This window comes from Bartonella sp. 220B, from assembly GCF_026930205.1.
Lineage (GTDB): Bacteria > Pseudomonadota > Alphaproteobacteria > Rhizobiales > Rhizobiaceae > Bartonella.
In genome coordinates, this window is the sequence record NZ_JANHOI010000014.1 from 1 (window position 1) to 19,691 (window position 19,691).

Genomic DNA, 19,691 nt, shown 5'->3' on the forward strand with positions numbered 1-19,691 from the left:
ACAATACGAAAAGAGGAGCCTGATATTTTCTACATATCGGCACATAATAATTCTTTCATCAAAACATTTTAAAGCCCCCCACTTTTTTAGCAACACTGAATTTTGTTTTCTTCGTTACCTTCATCTTTTGCAGAAAACAAATTTATTACTTTTTTATGCAAATTGAAATAACTTTCTTATATAGATTGAAATATCCAATCTTAATACCTACATAACATCTTTATTAAGATAGATAGTCTCTTTATAAGATTATAAGATAAGTTGTTTTAAACTTACATTCTATACGTGATATATTCATTTTCACACTGAATTTTTTAACGTCAATATAAAACAGTACAAAATTCCCCTGTGAATCTGTAGAAATTAAAGAATATCCATCAACTTAATGAAAGGAATACTATGAAAATATTTCGAAAAATGCCAACAGAACACGAGCGGGTTTCAGAAACTAGCACAGAGGTTACACCAGTATTAAAAGGTGGTGAGCTAGAAAAGAAAGTAAGGAGAAACAAAAGAAATATTTCTTATTGAGAATGACGATACCATTGTATGATGCGATGAAGACGCAATATATTGAAAGATGTATAAATGAACAAAAGGAAAAATATGTCCAATTCTTTTCACGCGTTTCTTGGAGGAACATTAGGACGTGCTGCTATAAAGCTACTCACCATTTCACTTCTTGTAGGTATCGTGCTAAATTTTCTTGGATGGACACCTCAAAGTCTCGTGCGAACAATAACAGAATTTTTTAAATCTTTGTGGGAAACAGGGTTTATAACTCTTACAAACTTTTTCCACATGACAATGATGGGGGCTGTTGTTGTTGTACCTATTTTTCTTCTTTTACGCATTTTTCATAAAAAATAAATGCTTTCGCTTTTCTCTTTTTCTAGTCTTTTCGAAAAATCAAACGGCATAAAAAGCCTGTACTAACAGCTACAATCACAGCAACGATACCATATAAGAAACTATATTTGTGAGCAGCGTTAAAAATTGTATAAGCAATATGTGCTTTAACAATTTCAAGAGTTGTGGTTGCACTATCAATAAATTGCCCATTACGAAAAAGATAAGCACGAACCTGATAATGTCCAACAGGCGTATTAGCTGGCAAACGAAAATGCGCTGTAAAAAGTGCACCAGAACCAAAACGAACGCCTCCCACTTCCTCCTGATAAAGATTTTTGGTTTTTTGCAATTTTATAAGTTCATCACGAAAAATTTGTACTTTCCCCAAATCTTGTTCATCAGTCTGCAACAACAAATAGGATAATCCTAGCCCCAAGCGTTTATAATCTTCAACGCCAGTAATATCATCAATCTCACGCGTTGTGACCATAGAATAAAAAAGAGGAACATTTTTAAAAGTGAGGGAATCTGCGTTAACCCAAACACCAGCATTCCGTTTTTTTTCCCGCATCACCATAGTCCGAGCCGGTCCCTCTAGGCTAACCACAACATCATAACGACTCTGTTGAGAGTATAATGGATCGCTATTTTCCAAAACACCGGCAATATAAAGATCTCGACCATCAAAATGTGCATCAACCGTAATTGTCTTAGTTGTTACGATAATTTGGATAGTTTCGTGATCAACTTGATCAACAAATGCAGCTTTTGTCCCAACATTTGCCCACATAGAAAAAGGAACTACAAAAAAGCAACTGGTCAAAATGCATAAAGAAAATAATCTACCCATTTTTATCTCATCAGAATATCCAGAGAGAAAAGATTATCGGGGCGTACAAATAATTGAAAAGCAAGACGCATACAGACAATCAACACCAAAAATGCAAGTGCCATACGCAATTGTTCTGCCTTCAACTTACGTCCAGCCCTTGTTCCATATTGTGCCCCAATACTTCCCCCAAGCATCAATAGAAAAGCCAAAACAATATCAACGGACTGATTACTCACACTTTGTAAAACGGTCGTGAAAGAGGACACAAATGTAATCTGAAAAAGTGAAGTTCCAATCACCACACTGGTTGGAACACGCAAAAGGTAAATCAACGCTGGTATCATAAAAAATCCCCCGCCAATTCCCATAATAGAAGACAATAACCCGACAATAAGACCAATCCCTAAAACTGGAATAATGCTGACATATATCATAGATGTCCGAAAACGCATTTTGAATGGCAAACGATGAATCCAATTATGCCTCTTAGCAAGACGCATATTGACTTTTGCTGCCTTGCGCTGGCGCAGCATATCGCACCAACTTTCAATAATCATCAAACTTCCTATGCTTCCAAGAAGAATTACATAAAGAAGCGAAATCATGAGATCTAATTGCCCCAGTTTTTTCAAAACAGAAAAAATCTGTATCCCGATGACAGAGCCTATTCCCCCTCCCATCGCTAAAAGAAGACCAAGTTTGATATCAAGAGTGCGTCTTCTAAAATGTGTAATGGCTCCTGTCACAGATGATGCAATCATCTGATTGGCTCCTGTTCCAACAGCAATAGCAGGAGGAATATTATAGAAAATCAATAAAGGCGTGATGAGAAATCCGCCGCCAATACCAAAAAGACCTGAAAAAAAACCGGCAACCACCCCCATACCAATCAAGATTAGCATGTTGAGTGACATTTCAGCAATTGGTAAATAAATACTCACTTATAGAACCTTCAAGATCTTTTGAGGTTTTTAGATAGAGAGCCCCTCTCCAACAATCCCCTTCTTCAATACTCTTTGTCGCATATTTTAAAAAATAATTTGAGATGCCATTCATACTTTTGCAAAATTATGTGCACAAAACATCTTATATCAATGACCCTAAATCATAAAATTTAAAAGAGCGCCTCTTAAAAAGTCATAAAAGCATACCGTTATCGCAACCATAAATGCAACGACTAAAAAACAAGGAAGTATTTTTTTTACAAAAAAACGCAAAAAAGAAAAATGCCTCTGAGTCTCTATCTTTAAGGAGGGAAAAGATTCACTCTCAATGCAATGAGCAGATTCTTGAATGTCCGAGTGCATTTCTTCTCTTGCAGAATGCCCTACAAACTTCACAGTCTCTTTTGAAGAAGGCTTCGTGGCATCACTTGGTAAAAAGCTCTTATGCTCTTTTTGCAACAGGTTTTCAATATTTGTTTGTTTCTCAGTTATACACTTTTGTCTTGAAAAGTTTGGTACCTCTTGGAGCAACGAACGTTCTTGGTTTTCTCCACACGCCATATCAGCAAGCTTCTGCACAACAGAATCAAAAGATTTTGAATGAGACATACGTTGTTTTATTACTGCTTCTGCTAGATTTGTCTTTTCATTCTGCAAATTCTGAACAAGCGATTTAATCTGCTCCAAATGTTCAAAAAGCTTTTTTTCCCTTTGGCGACGAATATAGTGCTCAGCCAAAATTGCCCGACTGATGTCATCCAAATAAGATTTTAAATCATCTTCCACAAAACTTTGCGATATCAAAGAATGCGGCGAATTCTTCCTCTGCATTTGTGCATAAACAGAGCGTAATTTTTTAGCAATGTCCGACATTGTTATCTCAGTAAGCGTAGCTTCCCTTTCCTTTTTCCCCACAACATGAAAGGAAGGATTATCTTGCTCAATCTGCTTTACCGTATGAATCTTGCTATTCAAAAACGCTACCCCTCATTGTCTTGCAAAAAATGTTGTGTCTCATTCATTTTCTGCAAAGAATCGTATCGATAATTGGAAAGAATGCTCTATGTTCGTAAATAGAGCTTTAATAACTTGCTCAAAATATTTATGAGTGATCTTTAAGGATAACACTTTCAAGGTTCAAATTGAAAAACCATTTCCCATTTTCTCTTTTACCATTGTCTTAAGATCCTTTTGATTTGTAATGAACTGTACATGTGAACCTTCTTATGCGTTACTCTCATACCATTTACCATTCTGTATCTCTTTTATTGTAAATTTTTTTTAATTATGATGAGAATATCCATTTTTAATGAATGAATTTTTTATTTAAACGAAGATGATAATGATTAAAGTGAGTAAAAACAAACGAGAGACGAATAATAATGATAAACAAGAAAATTTTAGAAAACTTCTATAATGATTGTATGAGATTTCATTCTAAAAAATTTGGTTTCTTGTGAAGATTACGATAAACTTGTAATCATACAAATGAAGAGGATTACCATGAAGATAATTGTCGCCGTCAAGCGTGTTGTTGATTATAATATCAAAATACGCGTCAAACACGATGGTACAGGTGTTGATCTCTCCCATGTAAAAATGTCTATGAACCCTTTTGACGAAATAGCCGTGGAAGAAGCAATTCGTCAAAAAGAAGCTGGAAAAATTTCCGAAATTGTTCTTGTTTCAATCGGACCCGAAGCAGCACAGGAAACTTTGCGAACAGGACTCGCAATGGGTGCTGATCGTGGCATCCTTGTAACAACCGAAAAAACACTTGAACCCTTAGCCGTTTCTAAAATTCTTAAGGCTATTGTTGATAAAGAAAAACCAGATATGGTTTTCTTGGGAAAACAAGCTATTGACGACGATAACAACCAAACCGGACAAATGCTTGCAGCTCTTCTTGGCTGGGGACAAGCAACTTTTGCCTCACATTTAGACATAGAAAACGGCCACGCAACGGTCATCCGCGAAGTTGATAACGGTACTCAAACCATTCGCCTTCCCCTTCCCATCATTATGACTGCTGATCTACGCTTAAACGAACCGCGTTATACTTCTCTGCCTAATATCATGAAAGCGAAAAAGAAACCCATCGAACAAAAGGCACTTGCTGATTTTGACATAGATACACAAGCACGCTTAACGGTCCTTAGCGTTGAAGAGCCATCTCCCCGTCCATCTGGTGTTAAAATGGCTAATGTAGCAGAACTTGTAAATGCGCTAAAACAAAAAAAGTGTATTTAATATTCTATAAAAAAGTGATCAAAAGCAACACTGCATAAAAAGGTAAAAACATATGGCAATTCTTTTATTGGCCGAACAAAATACAGAACAAACCGCAAAAGTGCTCACCGCCGCTCACGCAATCAATAAAGAAATCGATATTTTGGTTTGTGGAAAAAACGTCCAAGCAATCGCCGAAAGCCATGCGAAACTGACTGGTGTGCGGCAAGTGCTTATCGCCAAAGCTGATTATTTAGCCCATCAACTGGCTGAACCTATGACAAATACAATTGTCAAATTAGCAAAAGATTATGATGTGATCATGGCTGCCTCTACCAGCATTGGAAAAAATATCATGCCGCGCGTAGCTGCTCTTCTTGATCTTATGCAAATTTCAGACATTATCGCAGTTCTTGCACCCGATACCTTTAAACGACCAATTTATGCAGGAAATGCTCTCGAAACTGTACGCAGCAATGATCATAAAAAGGTTATAACAGTTCGTACAGCAACTTTCCCTTCAACCGCTTTCCAAAATAACGCTGCTTCTATTAAAACAATAACACCAGCGCCCAACCCAAACCTTTCTTCTTTTGTGAAAGCAGAAACCAACAAAAGTGATCGCCCTGATCTTACCTCAGCACGTGTTATTATATCAGGTGGGCGGGGTCTTGGTTCACAAGAACAATTTATGGCACTCCTTCTCCCCCTTGCAAATAAGCTAGATGCAGCTTTAGGTGCCAGCCGTGCAGCCGTTGATGCTGGCTATGCTCCTAATGATTGGCAAATTGGACAAACAGGCAAAGTTGTTGGCCCTGAACTCTATATTGCTGTCGGAATTTCCGGTGCAATCCAGCATTTAGCTGGCATAATGGATGCACAAATTATTGTAGCCATCAATAAAGATGCAGAAGCCCCTATCATGCAAATTGCTGATTACGCCCTTGTAGGTGATCTTCACCACATTATTCCTGAGCTGGAGAAAGCTTTATAAACTATGAATGCATCTTTGCATCAACACCATGAAAGTATGGAATTTGACATCGTCATTGTCGGAGCAGGACCTGCTGGACTTTCCGCAGCAATTCGTCTAAAACAAATTAACCCTGAACTTTCTGTCACAGTCGTTGAAAAAGGGAGCGAAGTTGGTGCACATATACTCTCTGGTGCAGTTGTTGATCCCATAGGCATTGACACGCTCCTACCAGAATGGAGAAATGAACAAGATCATCCCTTCAACACACCTGTCACCAGCGATCAGTTTTTTTTTCTAAAACCAAAACACGCAACACTATTCCCTCATATTTTTTACCCTAAAATCTTATCAAATAACGGCTGCTATATTGTTTCACTTGGCAATGTTTGCCGTTGGCTCAGCAAAAAAGCCGAAGAACTCGGTGTGGAAATCTATCCTGGTTTTGCTGTATCTGAAACCATTCAGAACGATAACGGAGCCATCATTGGTGTTCTGACAGGTGATATGGGCGTTAATAAAGATGGGACACTTGGAAAAAATTATATGCCTGGAATGGCTTTGTTGGCAAAATATACTTTAATTGCGGAAGGAGCGCGTGGTTCCATTGCCAAACAACTGATACAAAAGTTTGATCTTAGTAAAAACCGTGAACCACAAAAGTTTGGTCTCGGATTTAAAGAACTCTGGGAAGTTGATCCCAAAAAACACCAGCCTGGTTTAGTTCAACATTTCGCGGGTTGGCCCTTAGATAATAATACCGGAGGCGGAGGTTTTCTTTATCATCAGGAAAACAATCTTATTTCTGTGGGCTTTATTGTCCATTTAGATTATAAAAATCCTTATCTCTCCCCCTTTGAAGAATTTCAACGTTTTAAAACACATCCCAAACTCTATGAGATCTTTAAGGGTGCAAAACGCCTTTCCTATGGTGCACGTGTTATTAGTGAAGGAGGATGGCAATCTGTACCAAAGCTTACCTTTCCTGGAGGCGCGCTTATTGGCTGTTCTGCCGGGTTTGTTAATGTTCCTCGTATTAAAGGCTCACACAACGCCATCTTATCTGGCATATTAGCAGCCGATAAAATCGCTATAGCTCTTGCACAAGGCCGCACCCACGATGAAGTCAAAGAAATCGAAGAACATTGGCGAAAAGTCCCCATTGGCAAAGATCTTTATAAAGTACGCAATGCCAAACCACTCTGGGCAAAATATGGCACAAAATACGGTATTAAGCTTGCTGGCTTTGATATGTGGTGGCAACAGCTTTTTGGCTTTTCTTTATTTAAAACACTCTCTCACGGAAAAGCAGATTATGCATGTCTTGAACCAGCAGAAAATTTTAAACCCATTGCTTATCCAAAACCAGATGGTATCGTGACTTTTGATCGCCTTTCCAGTGTTGCACTTTCCAATACGCACCATGAGGAAAATCAACCATGTCATTTAAAAATATCTTCATTAGAGAAACAAAAAAACTCTGAATTCGCAATTTATGCAGGACCTTCAACCCGCTATTGTCCTGCTGCTGTCTATGAATGGCTAAACCATCATGATCAGACAACTTACGTTATCAACGCTTCAAATTGCATACACTGTAAAACGTGCGATATCAAAGATCCCAACCAAAATATTCATTGGATCTGTCCACAAGGCAGTGAAGGTCCCTTATATCTAAACATGTAATTATTGTTCATTCCACACAAAAGAATATTTTCTCTTAAATCAGAATCCCTTTTAAAATCTTCAATGCATGCGTTCTTTCACGCTATAAGACTATTCTCTTATCACTCCCGCAACAAAATACTCTCAACAACCACATCATTTTTATCAGAAGAATTTATAATATGCTGTTCTTAAAAACTTTTTATTTATCAAAAAAATAATAATGAAGATATTTTCACTATTCTGTTATAAGGTACAAATCAACGCTCCTCGCCACTGTACTTTTTTCACTCAGTTTTACGTCCTTCAAAACATCCTCAAAAATCTCTTTTATAAATGAGAATTGCCCAATACCACACGCTTTTACTTCTCATTCTTTTTCTCATGAAGAACAGCACTCCAACATTACATTGCCTGTTCACAAACGCACTAAAGATGCCTGAAATCTTTCCGCCCTACCCTTGTCCATGAGGAATATCATGTAAGATTCATGGGAAACCCCCCATCTCTTACATTTATGAAATATACAAACCAACGCACCCATTTGGTTTACACACTTAAAATGTTGGACTTATTTTTATAGGATTAAACTGATTGATAAGAAGTATATTTTATTCCTTCTTAAACATTTTTTATCAATATGTTGATGCCTCTCGTGAAACACGAAGAAATATTTTTTATTCTATGACGAGAAGGATTAGAATGAAAAAAGCTTTTTATCTTCAGTATTCTCATTCAAGCTAAAAAGGATCAATTCCCTTTATAAATCAACTTATGATTGTAGAAAAATGAAGATCAATCTGCCTACTCTTTAAATATCTATAACAGACAATTTGGTAGAACTGTGTTCACGCAACTTTCAAGAAACACATCAATATTTCTCTCAGCGAGATCAAAAAATACGAACCAACATTTTAATGAGAAAACGAAGCATTCATTTTTTGTAAAGTGGTTTCAAGAGCTGTTATTAAAGCATCTCTTCCCCCTTGGTGAGAAAAACAGTTCGACAAAAGTTCATTTGTTCCTCCCTTTGTCGAAAACTCTTTCTCCAACGTTGCAAAATCAAGAGAGGCAGGACCATCCATTGCTATAATTTTGCGTATTTCATCGGTAAGATTTCCAAACATCATAGCAAGAAAATCCGCTGATTGTTGCTGTTCTAATCCCTGTTTTATAAACCATTGATGTGCTGTTTCTATAAAATTAAAATATACCCCCATGAGTGAACCAGCGGTCATGAAAAGATTAAACTGTTCTTCTGCATTCAATACCAATGTTCCCCCCATCGCATCAAATAAACGACGTAAAAAAGGATGATCAGGATAAATTGGCGTTAAATTTTTACATTCTGCGACAAAAGGAAGTGGAACAGCACGATAAACCCTATGATTAATCCACTCTTCAACTTCTTCTGTTTTTGCCATAGCAAGTACGGAAACAACAAGCTGTTCGGAATAAAAGCGAAGAGAACGTAAGACTTCTTTGGCAATTTGGTTAGGCAAACAAAGAAAGACACAATCACTCACATCAAGCAATGCCTGATTATTTTTAGCAATGATAACTTTATCATATTTGAGTGAAAGGCGTTCTGCCATTTGCGCATTGCGGGGTGAAATAATAAGTGAAGGAACGTCAAAATCGCTCTTCATTAAACCGTCAATTATTGAAGTGCTGATTTTACCTGTTCCCAAAAAACCAATTTTCATTTTTACTCGTTTCTCTTATCATTCTAAAGGAAGATTCCACCAATAACTCATATATTTTAATGAATTAACTCACATAAATAGTAATTGAAGAAGCAACACACAACATAGCAAGAATAATCAATGCCAAATAGACTTTGGGTTTATCAAAAAGAATTGCAAAAGCAGAAAACCAACCAACGACAGCAGCCGCTAGTGCACATAAAAAACCTGGCTTATTCATAAGGACAATATGCATCGCCATTAAACCACCAATGATCAGCGCTCCAAAAACAATCAACAAACCCGTTGCAAATTTTTCATAATCGTCCATATTTCGCTCCTCATAATGCTCAAATTGTGACGCACTGTTTCCTACCCCATCTGTCTATAAAAACAAAATGTTTTTCATCTACCATGGTTAAAATGATATAGAAACTCTTCATTTATCAGATGTAAAAAAAGCAGGAATGTGCTGCGGCCAACGCCACGGCAAAATTGCAATGAGGTCAAAGCGTACACATAAAAGAGCATGATCTTTTTGCCGTGCAAGCCAAATATCGGCTGCTGCTTCAATTCTCTTTTCATTCATCCGAGAAACCGCAGCCATTGCTTCAGCCAAAGTTGAACGTGCTTTGACCTCCACAATTAAAACAAGATTTCCACGCCGCGCGATTAAATCAATTTCACCACACTTTGTTTTAAAACGGATTTCAGCAATATGAAATCCTTTAAGTCGCAACCACCAAGCGGCCCATTTTTCTGCGCGAACGCCTCGATAAAAAGACTTTTGTCTGCGCTCTTTTTGCATAAACTTACATATCCTTTAAAGTTTTACGCATCCTTTAAAAAAATCAATCGCTGGAAAAGTTCTTGCTTTTTAAAGCCCGTTTTCTTAGCTGCCAAAGCAGCAGCTTGGGCTGTAGAATGTGTACGCGCCAATTCTAATAACATTTCATCAATTTCTTGATGACTCATCACTTCCAAAGAAGAAAGAGCCTCCCCAACAAGTACAACAATTTCCCCACGAACATAGGGTTGTTTCCTATAGCTTTCAAACAAATTCTCTAAATTGGAAACATTTATTGTTTCAAACTTTTTTGTTAATTCACGACAAATTGCAGCAGGGCGATCAGCCGAAAAAACAGAGACCATATCCTGTAAAGTCTCGACAAGACGATGGGGTGATTCATAAAAAACCAACGTTGCCGGAATAGCTTTTAATTGTTCCAAACGCTTTTGACGTTGTGCCTTGCGTGCACTTAAAAAACCTGCGAAAAAAAAGCTATCGGTAGGAAGCCCCGTAGCAACAAGAGCCGCTAAAAGTGCTGAAGCACCAGGAATCGGAATGATTTTGTAACCAGCTTTACGCGTCTCTTCGACCAATCGAAATCCGGGATCAGAAATAAGTGGTGTTCCTGCATCTGTGATAAGCGCCACGCTTTTATTTTCTGCCAAAGCTGCTAATAATTTCGTCCCTGCCTTTTGTGCATTATGTTCATGATAAAGAAATAATTTTTTCTGAATACTATAGCGTTCCAAGAGAACACGTGTCACCCGCGTATCCTCACAAGCTAAGACATCAACACTTGCAAGCACTTGCAAAGCACGAAGAGTAATATCTCCAAGATTCCCAATAGGTGTTGACACGAGATAAAGCGCTGGTTCTATGGTTGGCGCGCGATAAGCATGAGCACCTATAAAATATATTTTTTCACACATACTGTTCTTTTATCATCAAAGAGAACCTCTCTCCATCAGATTTTACGAAAATCTTAAATGCGTGAACATCATCCATTTCTACCATTTTTCCACTACCAAAAGATCAACGACTCCAATAATCACTCGTACCATAACAAAAGAGTTTACACCAATATCGAAGTTTCTTGGTGTGATAACGCGTCTGTAATCATCATGATAGCTTCTAGTAGAATAAATTCTCTCATCTTACAGTAGCACGAGCTTCTATAACTCTCCACAAAACTTTTTCTTCAAGTGACGAGCAATTTTTCTATCCATCCAGATTATAGCCTTGTTCCGTTTTTTTAAGAGCGCAATGTTCTCAATAATCTCATAGACAGCATTTAAAAATCAGCCTCTTTACCAATAAAAACCATTCCCCAAGCAAATATGACCTGTTTTTTATAACTTCAGCCCACACCATTTTTGGATAAACATAGATTTTTCACACTACAACATCTTATTTTCGAATATTCTCCACGGCTTTCGCAACAATATGATCAACATCCAACAATTTCATATTAAAAAATACTTCCTCACAATACCTGAACAAAGTCTTTAACTAATTCCGTTCCCTCAGAAAAAACAGCACCTTATGTTTTGCTAAATATTGTATCCTTCCCCCTTAAGCAAAACGTAAATTTAAAAAAATCTATTTTTCACTTGATCAACAATCGCACGATAAAGCTTAGCGTGTTTCTCGTCAGGTTTAGCAATGAAGATTGGCATGCCCTCATCTGAAGAAGACCGTAAAGCTGCATCAAGCGGCACTTCTGCTAAGAAAGGTACTCCTCGGCGTTTGGCTTCTGCACGTGTACCACCATAACCAAAAATATCGTAGCGTTTTTGTGTATCAGGAGCAATAAAATAACTCATATTCTCAATGAGTCCTAAAATGGGAACATCCACCTTCATAAACATTTCTATCGCTTTACGTGCATCAACCAAAGCAAGATCCTGCGGAGTAGAAACAATCAATGCACCCGTCAACTGCACTTGTTGAGCAAGAGTTAATTGTGCATCTCCTGTTCCCGGCGGCATATCAACCACCAAAACATCAAGAGGTCCCCATAAAACATCTCTGAGCAATTGTGTCACAGCTGCCATCACCATGGGACCACGCCAAACCACCGGCTTTTCCTCCTCAACCAAAAATCCCATTGACATCAATTTAAGACCGAACTTTTCAAGAGGTTGAAGTTTTTTTCCTTCGATATGTTGTGGTTTTTGGTTAACAAGCCCTGTCAAACGCGGTAAAGATGGACCATAGATATCTGCATCCATCAACCCCGTTTTGAAACCAAAATCTTGTAAAGCAAGAGCGATATTGATTGCCATGGTAGACTTGCCAACTCCTCCTTTTCCTGAAGCAACCGCAATCACATGCCGAACACCTTCTATTGGCATTTTTACAAGCAATGCATGTGTTCTCCGTTTTGGCGCAGAAAAAACTGTATCTTTATGAGCTTGAGAAGATACTATTGGTTTTTTTTCCGCCGTCAGTGTGACAACAACAGATTCAACCCCATCCATAACACACACCACTTCTTCAGCCGCACGACGCAACGGCTCCCATTCTTGTACACGCCCATCTGGAACTGTAATGGAGAAGAAAACTTTTCCTTGAGCAATCAATATTTCTGAAAGAAGCCCCAAGGATACAATATCACTTTCAAAATCCGGTCCTTTGATTTTATGTAACGCGTTGCGAATAGCCTCGCTTGTGATAGGACTCACACTCTTTCCTCTCTATATAAATTTCAGAAAATAGAACTATAAGAACGGACAACACTTCAACTTAATCATCTGAAACTTCTCACTTTATGAAAATGACGAAATGTAAACTACCTTATACTCTATCTCTTTTAAAACACTAAAGAAACCTCAAATAAAAAACTCGACTACAAAATCTTCTTAAATGATGGTTATCATATGCTATCTTTATGAATGTTCTAAAGCCTTTAAGAGACAAAACTCACACATAATCCTTATGTATAACAAGCACACATCATCATTATACAATAACAAATCACGATTTTTGCTCTACTCTTTATATAACATCGTGAGTATCCACTTGTGTTAGAAAAAAAATAATTGTAGAATACGCTATTGTAACCAGCAATGATTTTCCTTAGCTTTTTTAAATATTACAAATAAAATCACTTCCTCGAAGGATTTTTTTTTATTTTATAAAGAAAGAAAATAATCTGAGATTGACTTTTTTTGTGTTTTTGCCTATGGGTTAGCAATCGTATGATAGGATAAGACTGTTCATCATAGCGCATAGTTTTGCCCATAGAATTTAAGAAGGGCCGCACTCCGCGGTATTTAAATAAATGAAACGTACTTACCAACCATCTAAATTGGTCCGTAAACGCCGCCATGGGTTTCGTGCACGTATGGCGACAACCGGTGGCCGTAAAGTTATCGCCGCAAGGCGTGCTCGTGGGCGTAAGCGGTTATCCGCTTAAGCATTTGACTTGACCATTTAAATTTTCACAAAAGTTGAAGAGTGTTTATTATTTCTTCGTTGTGAAACTTTCATTATGAACCTCCAGTGCCTGCTTTTGCAGGCATTAGTAAAATTGCGAAACGCTTTTTATGAAGAAAAAACCTCCCTGCCGCATTCGCAAAAGAGAAGATTTCTTGTCTGTACGCACAGGAGAAAAACGACGTGGTCCTTTATTTTTGCTGGAAGTTAAGTCTCATAAACAAACAGCAGAAATAAAAACTCCTCTTGTTGCACGTGTAGGTTTTACGGTTACACGTAAAAACGGTAATGCGGTCAAACGCAATCGTATTAAAAGACGTCTGCGCGAAGCCGTGAGGGTCGGTCTAACAGATAACATGGAAGCAGGAACAGATTATGTCATTGTAGCGCGTCCTGATGCACTTCATGCGCCTTTTACATCTTTGATCAGTGAATTAAACCGACGAATAAAACCAAAAACAAAACATCAGCAACGCCAACATGGGTGTACGAATGGAATATAACCGCAATTTCTTTATCGCCATTGGATTGTCTTTCATAGTGCTTATCGCATGGCAGTTTCTTCACGTTATTCCAAAACAGGCTGAATTACAAAAACAACAAGTCATTGCACAGCAATTGTCCAAACAACAATCTGTACTTTCCACTCCTGCGACAAATTTCTCTGATGCAGCGCCAATGCATGGATCAGCATCTATCAGTGACCACAAAATGACTCCTGAAATACGGAAGGTTGTGTTGGCTCAAACAAACCGTATTGCCATCAAAACGAGTGAACTAGAAGGCTCCATTAATCTTGTTGGTGCACAATTTGATGACCTTCGCCTCAAAAAATACCGTCTGACAGTAGAGAAGAGCTCACCAGAAATTGCTTTATTAAACCCCAAAGGATTTACAACAACCTATCTTGCCGAATTTGGTTTTACAAGCGCATCTTTTTCAGCAGAGGCTTTGCCCCAATCTGATACCCAATGGCAAATAGAAGGAGAAAACACAACACTAACTCCTTCAACACCCGTCACTTTAATTTATAATAACGGACAAGGGCAGATCTTTCGTCGCACCCTTTCTGTTGATGATCATTACATGTTCACTATTGAAGATTCTATCAGCAACAAAGGAGATAAACCGATATATCTTTCATCTTATGCCCGCGTTGCACGTGCAGCTCCACCAGAACACACAAATGCAACCTATTTACTTCATGAAGGTATGATTGGTATTGCAGGTGATGCACTTAAAACTGAGAAATACAAAACGCTAGCGGAACTTGATCCCAATCCTGAGAATGGTCAAAAAAGTATGATTTTCTCTAAAGTAACAGGAGGCTGGATTGGTATTACTGATAAATATTGGGCTGTAGCAGTTATTCCTCAACAAGATAAAGAATATACCAGCCGCTTTATTTATTTTGATCGCTTACAAACGCATTATCAATCTGACTTGCTTGGATCTCTTCTAACAATTGCCCCCAATGAAACAAAAACTGTTACAAATCGTCTTTTTGCTGGAGCAAAACAAGTTGAAATCATTAACCACTATCAAAATGACCTGAAAATTAAGAAATTCGCTCTTTTAATCGATTGGGGTTGGTTTGATTTCATCACCAAACCCATGTTCTCCCTCATTGATATTCTTTACAAGCAAACTGGCAATTTCGGTATTGCTATTCTTCTTGTCACAGTGCTCTTGAAAACGCTTCTCTTCCCGCTAGCAAATAAATCCTACAAATCTATGGCACGCATGAGGCTTATACAACCAATATTGCTAGAAATAAAAGAAAAATATCCTGATGACAGAACCAAACAACAACAAGCAATCATAGAATTGTATAAAACACAAAAAATTAATCCTCTTGCCGGTTGTTGGCCAATGTTGGTTCAATTTCCAATATTTTTTGCCCTTTATAAAGTTCTGTATATTACCATCGAAATGCGGCATGCGCCTTTCTTTGGTTGGATTAAAGATTTAGCAGCACCAGATCCAACTTCTGTTTTTAACTTGTTTGGCTTTCTGCCATACGCAGCTCCAGCATTTCTTATGATTGGTGCATGGCCTTTAATCATGGGAATAACAATGTTTTTACAAATGCGTATGAACCCAACGCCTCAAGACCAAACACAGGCGATGATCTTTGCCTGGATGCCTGTCATCTTTACCTTTATGCTAGCATCCTTCCCAGTTGGTCTTGTCATTTACTGGGCATGGAACAATATATTATCGATCATTCAACAAAGTATCATGATGAAACGTCAAGGAGTCAAAATTGAACTTTTCGATAATCTTAAAGCCATATGGAAAAAATCACCCAAAAAAGAAATACATGAATGACAAAACATTCTCCTCTTTCTAGAATTTTTTCTTGCAATTGGATTTTTATTCGTGGTGTGCCTGCAATACACTTTCTTCCACCAGAAGGGCCACCAGAAATTGCATTTGCCGGACGTTCGAATGTTGGGAAATCTTCCCTCATCAATGCACTTGTTCAACAAAAAAGCTTGGCACGTACCTCAAATACACCAGGACGTACACAGGAGCTTAATTATTTTGTACCCGATGGTTTCAGCGGACAACCAGAAGATCTCCCCCCTGTTGCGCTCGTGGATATGCCAGGCTATGGTTTTGCAAAAGCACCTAAAAACCTGGTTGATGCATGGACGCAACTGATTTTTAGCTATTTACGGGGACGTACAACCCTAAAACGTGTTTATGTCTTGATTGATTCACGTCATGGAATCAAGAAAAATGATTCTGATGTTTTAGATCTCCTAGATAAAGCAGCCGTTTCTTATCAGATTGTTTTAACAAAAAGTGATAAAATAAAATCAAATGTCCTTGAAAAATTAACAATAACCACAAAAACACAGCTTCTCAAACGTCCAGCAGCTTATCCTGAACTTCTCGTGACATCTTCGGAAAAGGCATTCGGTTTGGAAGAGTTGCGTACTGCAATTTTGCAAGCGATTACAGGTTAATCTTCTTGTTCTTAAGGGTTTATTAAACATAACTGTGAGGTTCTGTTAATAATCTTGTACTTCTCGTAAAGCATCTTTATAAAAATTCCTGTTACTTGAAAGAATTCTTATTAACTCTATTTGATAGTGTAGATTATGCTGACACTTTTTCACACCCCCCTATCCTCTTCCTCCCGCTTCATACGCCTCATTCTTGGAGAATATGGTGCAACCATTCAATTAATTGAAGAACATGAATGGGCTAGAAGACACGAATTTCTTGCACTTAATCCAGCAGGTCAAGTTCCTGTTCTTCTTGATGAACATGAAGTGCCATTATCAGGAGCCTTTGTTATCTATGAATATTTAGATGAAACACACGGGAGTTTACGACAAGAAAATAAGTTCTTTCCAGAAAATCCTTTAGGTCGTGCCGAAGTTCGTCGTCTTAATGACTGGTTTTTAAATAAATTTGAAAATGAAGCAATACGCCATATTGTACGGGAAAGAATCTATAAACGTGAAATGCCTCTTGCCATTGGCGGTGGCGCTCCTGATTCACAAATTTTACGCAATGCACGTGCCAATATTCTACCACATATGAACTATCTCGATTGGCTCTGCGCATCTCGCGACTGGTTAGTCGGCTCTGCATTATCCTATGCGGATCTCGCAGCTGCAGCTTCCGTTTCTGTACTTGATTTTCTAGGAGAAATTGACTGGGAACAATCCCCAGCCGCCAAAGACTGGTATATGCGAATTAAATCCCGACCTTCTTTTCGCTCTCTTTTAACAGATCGCGTTCGAGGAATTGTAGCAAGTCCTCATTATACAGATCTTGACTTCTAATCACCTCCCTTGACAAGGAGAAGCACTCTTAACATTATAGAGAAATGCTTCTTCATCAATAAGGCTTCAATGATGTCATACACACGTACTAGAGCCTTAACTTATAAGGATAGTGCATCATTTATAACGTAAATGAGAACCAAAAAGACAGAAATATTCCCTTAATTTTTCCTCATTTAATTCCGTCTTATAATGAATCAGAAAGCGTTTTCTTGTACATCACAAGCAGAATTGGTATATGGATAAAAAACATTGAAATGCAAAAACTGTAACAATATTGAAAGCTAGTCAAGAGAAGAGCTGGCATGTTCATCCATGCTACCTAATACATGTAAAAAACATATTGCGTAATATCCCATTTTTGACTTCTATAATGAGAACAAAGATTTCTCATCCTGTATTTCTATCAACTGAAATCTCATAAATAAAAAAGCAAAATTTTTCTTTTATAGAGAAAAAGAACCATTGGAAAGAAGATAGGAATTTGCCTATACTACAAAAGTTAAATATCATAAGGAGAGAAATATGCGCCTTACAGTTGTTGGTGCGAATGGAAAAATGGGACGCGAGCTCATTACAGCTATCCAGCGTAGAGAAGACATAGAACTGAGTTCTGTCCTCGTGCGTAAAGGATCACCTTTTGTAAACAAAGATGCAAGCACACTCATTGGTTCAGATTTTCTTGATATTCGCATTACTGATAATCCCGAAAGCGCATTTTCTCATACAGAAGGGATTTTAGATTTTTCTCAGCCAGAAGCCAGTCTTCTCTATGCCAATTATGCGGCCCAAAAAGGTCTTATCCATATTATTGGCACAACGGGATTTAGTAAAACAGAAGAAGCAAAAATTGCAGATTTTGCAAAATATACGACTATTGTCAAATCTGGGAACATGAGCCTTGGAATAAATCTTTTAGCAAATCTTGTAAAGAAAGCTGCACAAACATTAGAATCTAACGATTTTGATATTGAGATTTATGAAATGCATCACTCTGGTAAAGTTGATGCACCTTCTGGAACAGCTCTTCTTCTTGGGCAAGCAGCCGCGGAAGGTCGTCATGTTATGCTCCAAAATGTGCGAGTCAGTGGACGCAATGGTCATACAGGTAAACGCGAAAAAGGTACGATAGGATTTGCCTGTTCACGAGGTGGAACGGTCGTTGGTGATCACACTGTTACTTTTTCCGGTCCAAATGAACGCATTGTTCTTTCACATATAGCGCAAGAACGTTCTCTTTTTGCCAATGGCGCCTTAAAAGCAGCCTTATGGGCAAAAAACCATAAAAATGGTCTTTATTCAATGCTTGATGTTTTAGGACTAGACGATAATTGTTAACAATCAACGTAATGCAGGAAATTCATAATGGAACGCACGCTTGTACTCATTCGTCATGGGCAAAGTGAATGGAACCTCAAAAATCTTTTTACCGGTTGGAAAGATCCCGATTTGACAGAAAAAGGAAATACAGAGGCAAAAACAGCAGGAAAAAAACTTAAAGAAGCTGGTTTAAAATTTGATATCGCTTATACATCTACCTTACAGCGTGCACAAAAAACGGCTCGGCACATTTTAGTACAAATGGGACAATCAGATTTAGAACTGATAAAAACTTCGGCATTGAATGAGCGGGATTATGGTGATCTCTCTGGTTTGAATAAAGATGAAGTGCGCCAACAATGGGGAGAAAAGCAAGTGCAAATATGGCGTCGCTCCTACGCTATTGCGCCACCAAATGGGGAAAGCTTACGCGATACTTGTGCTCGCGTTTTACCCTATTATCTTCATCATATTCAACCGTATATATTACGCTCTCAAACTGTTTTGATTGCAGCACACGGCAATTCACTTCGTGCTCTTATAATGGCGCTTGAAGGTCTAAATGGTGAAGAAATTACCTCTCAAGAATTAGCTACCGGCATCCCTATTATCTATAGATTTCATTCCGATTCAACAATTGCCTTAAAAACGATACTCACACCTTAAATGTCTAAAATCGTGGTAAGTCCAAAGAATCCAATTCAATCATTTTGCACTATAGAATAAATTCTATAATTTTATTGACAGAGTTGTTTCACAAGCTTAGATGAATTTTATAGCCCAGATGGCGGAATTGGTAGACGCGCAGGTTTCAGGTACCTGTGCCGCGAGGCGTGGAGGTTCGAGTCCTCTTTTGGGCACCATTCTCTTTTTTATACCAAATAACTTATTGATTTCACATATGTTTTTTTAAGTGAGGGATGCGTGGATAAAAGTGAGGGAATAGGATTTCAAAATGCAATCCTGTATTGCCATAGAGATAGAGCAGATTCTGAAACTTCTTTGTCGAATTGGTCAATCCAAAAAAAAGTTTACCTTCCAAAAGCTTCTGATAAAATGCTACTCCTAACTCTACTTCCCAGTCTTTAGCTTGTGGGAAAACTGTAAAATAAAGTGGCTCATGCTCATTACCAGATAACTGAACCGCCTTACGCGCTGCC

The 19,691-nt window shown here is 38.0% G+C and carries 19 protein-coding genes, 1 tRNA gene and 1 pseudogene; 12 read left to right on the forward strand and 9 right to left on the reverse strand.

The features are described 5' to 3' along the window. Nucleotides 1–606: 606 nt before the first annotated feature. Complete coding sequence (locus NPX99_RS07540; RefSeq protein WP_269031253.1) at nucleotides 607–870, forward strand: DUF6460 domain-containing protein; 264 nt, start codon at nucleotides 607–609, stop codon at nucleotides 868–870. Nucleotides 871–892: 22 nt separating this feature from the next. Here the strand turns inward: NPX99_RS07540 and NPX99_RS07545 are convergent, their stop codons facing one another. The 3 genes from NPX99_RS07545 to NPX99_RS07555 all read right to left on the reverse strand — a co-directional run bounded on the left by NPX99_RS07545 (nucleotide 893) and on the right by NPX99_RS07555 (nucleotide 3,603). After that, nucleotides 893–1,702, reverse strand: a complete 810-nt coding sequence (locus NPX99_RS07545; RefSeq protein ID WP_269031254.1) for a TIGR02186 family protein — start codon at nucleotides 1,700–1,702, stop codon at nucleotides 893–895. Between the two features lie 2 nt (nucleotides 1,703–1,704). Further along, a complete protein-coding gene (locus NPX99_RS07550) occupies nucleotides 1,705–2,625 on the reverse strand; it encodes a sulfite exporter TauE/SafE family protein (protein ID WP_269031255.1) in 921 nt (306 codons plus the stop codon). A gap of 159 nt (nucleotides 2,626–2,784) precedes the next feature. Continuing rightward, a complete protein-coding gene (locus tag NPX99_RS07555) occupies nucleotides 2,785–3,603 on the reverse strand; it encodes a hypothetical protein (protein ID WP_269031256.1) in 819 nt (272 codons plus the stop codon). Between the two features lie 528 nt (nucleotides 3,604–4,131). Here NPX99_RS07555 and NPX99_RS07560 point away from each other — a divergent pair. The 3 genes from NPX99_RS07560 to NPX99_RS07570 are packed head-to-tail and all read left to right on the forward strand — an operon-like array spanning nucleotide 4,132 to nucleotide 7,516. Next, nucleotides 4,132–4,878: an electron transfer flavoprotein subunit beta/FixA family protein gene (locus tag NPX99_RS07560; RefSeq protein ID WP_269031257.1), complete on the forward strand. Its 747-nt coding sequence runs from the start codon at nucleotides 4,132–4,134 to the stop codon at nucleotides 4,876–4,878. 52 nt (nucleotides 4,879–4,930) lie between these two features. Next, nucleotides 4,931–5,851: an electron transfer flavoprotein subunit alpha/FixB family protein gene (locus tag NPX99_RS07565; RefSeq protein WP_269031258.1), complete on the forward strand. Its 921-nt coding sequence runs from the start codon at nucleotides 4,931–4,933 to the stop codon at nucleotides 5,849–5,851. 3 nt (nucleotides 5,852–5,854) lie between these two features. After that, entirely contained in the window at nucleotides 5,855–7,516 is a 1,662-nt protein-coding gene (locus NPX99_RS07570) for an electron transfer flavoprotein-ubiquinone oxidoreductase (protein ID WP_269031259.1), read from the forward strand. Between the two features lie 893 nt (nucleotides 7,517–8,409). Here the strand turns inward: NPX99_RS07570 and NPX99_RS07575 are convergent. The 5 genes from NPX99_RS07575 to NPX99_RS07595 all read right to left on the reverse strand — a co-directional run bounded on the left by NPX99_RS07575 (nucleotide 8,410) and on the right by NPX99_RS07595 (nucleotide 12,654). Beyond that, on the reverse strand, nucleotides 8,410–9,201 hold the full coding sequence (locus NPX99_RS07575) for a pyrroline-5-carboxylate reductase (protein WP_269031260.1): 792 nt from the start codon (nucleotides 9,199–9,201) through the stop codon (nucleotides 8,410–8,412). A gap of 64 nt (nucleotides 9,202–9,265) precedes the next feature. Further along, nucleotides 9,266–9,511 (reverse strand): hypothetical protein, encoded by a 246-nt coding sequence (locus tag NPX99_RS07580; RefSeq protein ID WP_269031261.1) that lies wholly within the window; start codon nucleotides 9,509–9,511, stop codon nucleotides 9,266–9,268. Nucleotides 9,512–9,619: 108 nt separating this feature from the next. Continuing rightward, entirely contained in the window at nucleotides 9,620–9,988 is a 369-nt protein-coding gene (locus tag NPX99_RS07585) for a YraN family protein (RefSeq protein ID WP_269031262.1), read from the reverse strand. Between the two features lie 23 nt (nucleotides 9,989–10,011). Then, entirely contained in the window at nucleotides 10,012–10,899 is an 888-nt protein-coding gene (rsmI, locus tag NPX99_RS07590; RefSeq protein WP_269031263.1) for a 16S rRNA (cytidine(1402)-2'-O)-methyltransferase, read from the reverse strand. Between the two features lie 660 nt (nucleotides 10,900–11,559). Next, nucleotides 11,560–12,654, reverse strand: a complete 1,095-nt coding sequence (locus NPX99_RS07595; protein ID WP_269031264.1) for an Mrp/NBP35 family ATP-binding protein — start codon at nucleotides 12,652–12,654, stop codon at nucleotides 11,560–11,562. A gap of 599 nt (nucleotides 12,655–13,253) precedes the next feature. On the opposite strand from NPX99_RS07595, the gene rpmH reads away from it, so the two are divergent. From rpmH to NPX99_RS07635, 8 genes are all read left to right on the forward strand, one after another. Further along, nucleotides 13,254–13,388, forward strand: coding sequence for a 50S ribosomal protein L34 (gene rpmH / locus NPX99_RS07600; protein ID WP_026501365.1), 135 nt, complete (start codon nucleotides 13,254–13,256; stop codon nucleotides 13,386–13,388). Between the two features lie 130 nt (nucleotides 13,389–13,518). Next, nucleotides 13,519–13,911 (forward strand): ribonuclease P protein component, encoded by a 393-nt coding sequence (rnpA, locus tag NPX99_RS07605; RefSeq protein ID WP_269031265.1) that lies wholly within the window; start codon nucleotides 13,519–13,521, stop codon nucleotides 13,909–13,911. Next, nucleotides 13,901–15,739: a membrane protein insertase YidC gene (gene yidC / locus NPX99_RS07610; RefSeq protein WP_269031270.1), complete on the forward strand. Its 1,839-nt coding sequence runs from the start codon at nucleotides 13,901–13,903 to the stop codon at nucleotides 15,737–15,739. Before rnpA ends, yidC begins: the two co-directional genes overlap by 11 nt. Then, nucleotides 15,736–16,383: a ribosome biogenesis GTP-binding protein YihA/YsxC gene (gene yihA, locus NPX99_RS07615; RefSeq protein ID WP_269031266.1), complete on the forward strand. Its 648-nt coding sequence runs from the start codon at nucleotides 15,736–15,738 to the stop codon at nucleotides 16,381–16,383. The genes yidC and yihA overlap by 4 nt, the downstream gene beginning before the upstream one ends. Before the next feature lie 135 nt (nucleotides 16,384–16,518). Beyond that, nucleotides 16,519–17,211, forward strand: a complete 693-nt coding sequence (locus NPX99_RS07620; protein WP_269031267.1) for a glutathione S-transferase family protein — start codon at nucleotides 16,519–16,521, stop codon at nucleotides 17,209–17,211. 525 nt (nucleotides 17,212–17,736) lie between these two features. Next, nucleotides 17,737–18,549 carry a 4-hydroxy-tetrahydrodipicolinate reductase gene (dapB, locus tag NPX99_RS07625; RefSeq protein WP_269031268.1) on the forward strand — a complete coding sequence of 271 codons (813 nt, stop codon included), beginning with the start codon at nucleotides 17,737–17,739 and terminating at the stop codon, nucleotides 18,547–18,549. Nucleotides 18,550–18,576: 27 nt separating this feature from the next. Then, a complete protein-coding gene (locus NPX99_RS07630) occupies nucleotides 18,577–19,197 on the forward strand; it encodes a 2,3-bisphosphoglycerate-dependent phosphoglycerate mutase (protein ID WP_269031269.1) in 621 nt (206 codons plus the stop codon). A gap of 112 nt (nucleotides 19,198–19,309) precedes the next feature. Then, nucleotides 19,310–19,394: transfer RNA gene (locus tag NPX99_RS07635), tRNA-Leu, on the forward strand. 32 nt (nucleotides 19,395–19,426) lie between these two features. On the opposite strand, the pseudogene NPX99_RS07640 reads toward NPX99_RS07635, so the two are convergent. Further along, nucleotides 19,427–19,691 (reverse strand): annotated as a pseudogene (locus NPX99_RS07640) (hypothetical protein); the annotation flags it as partial.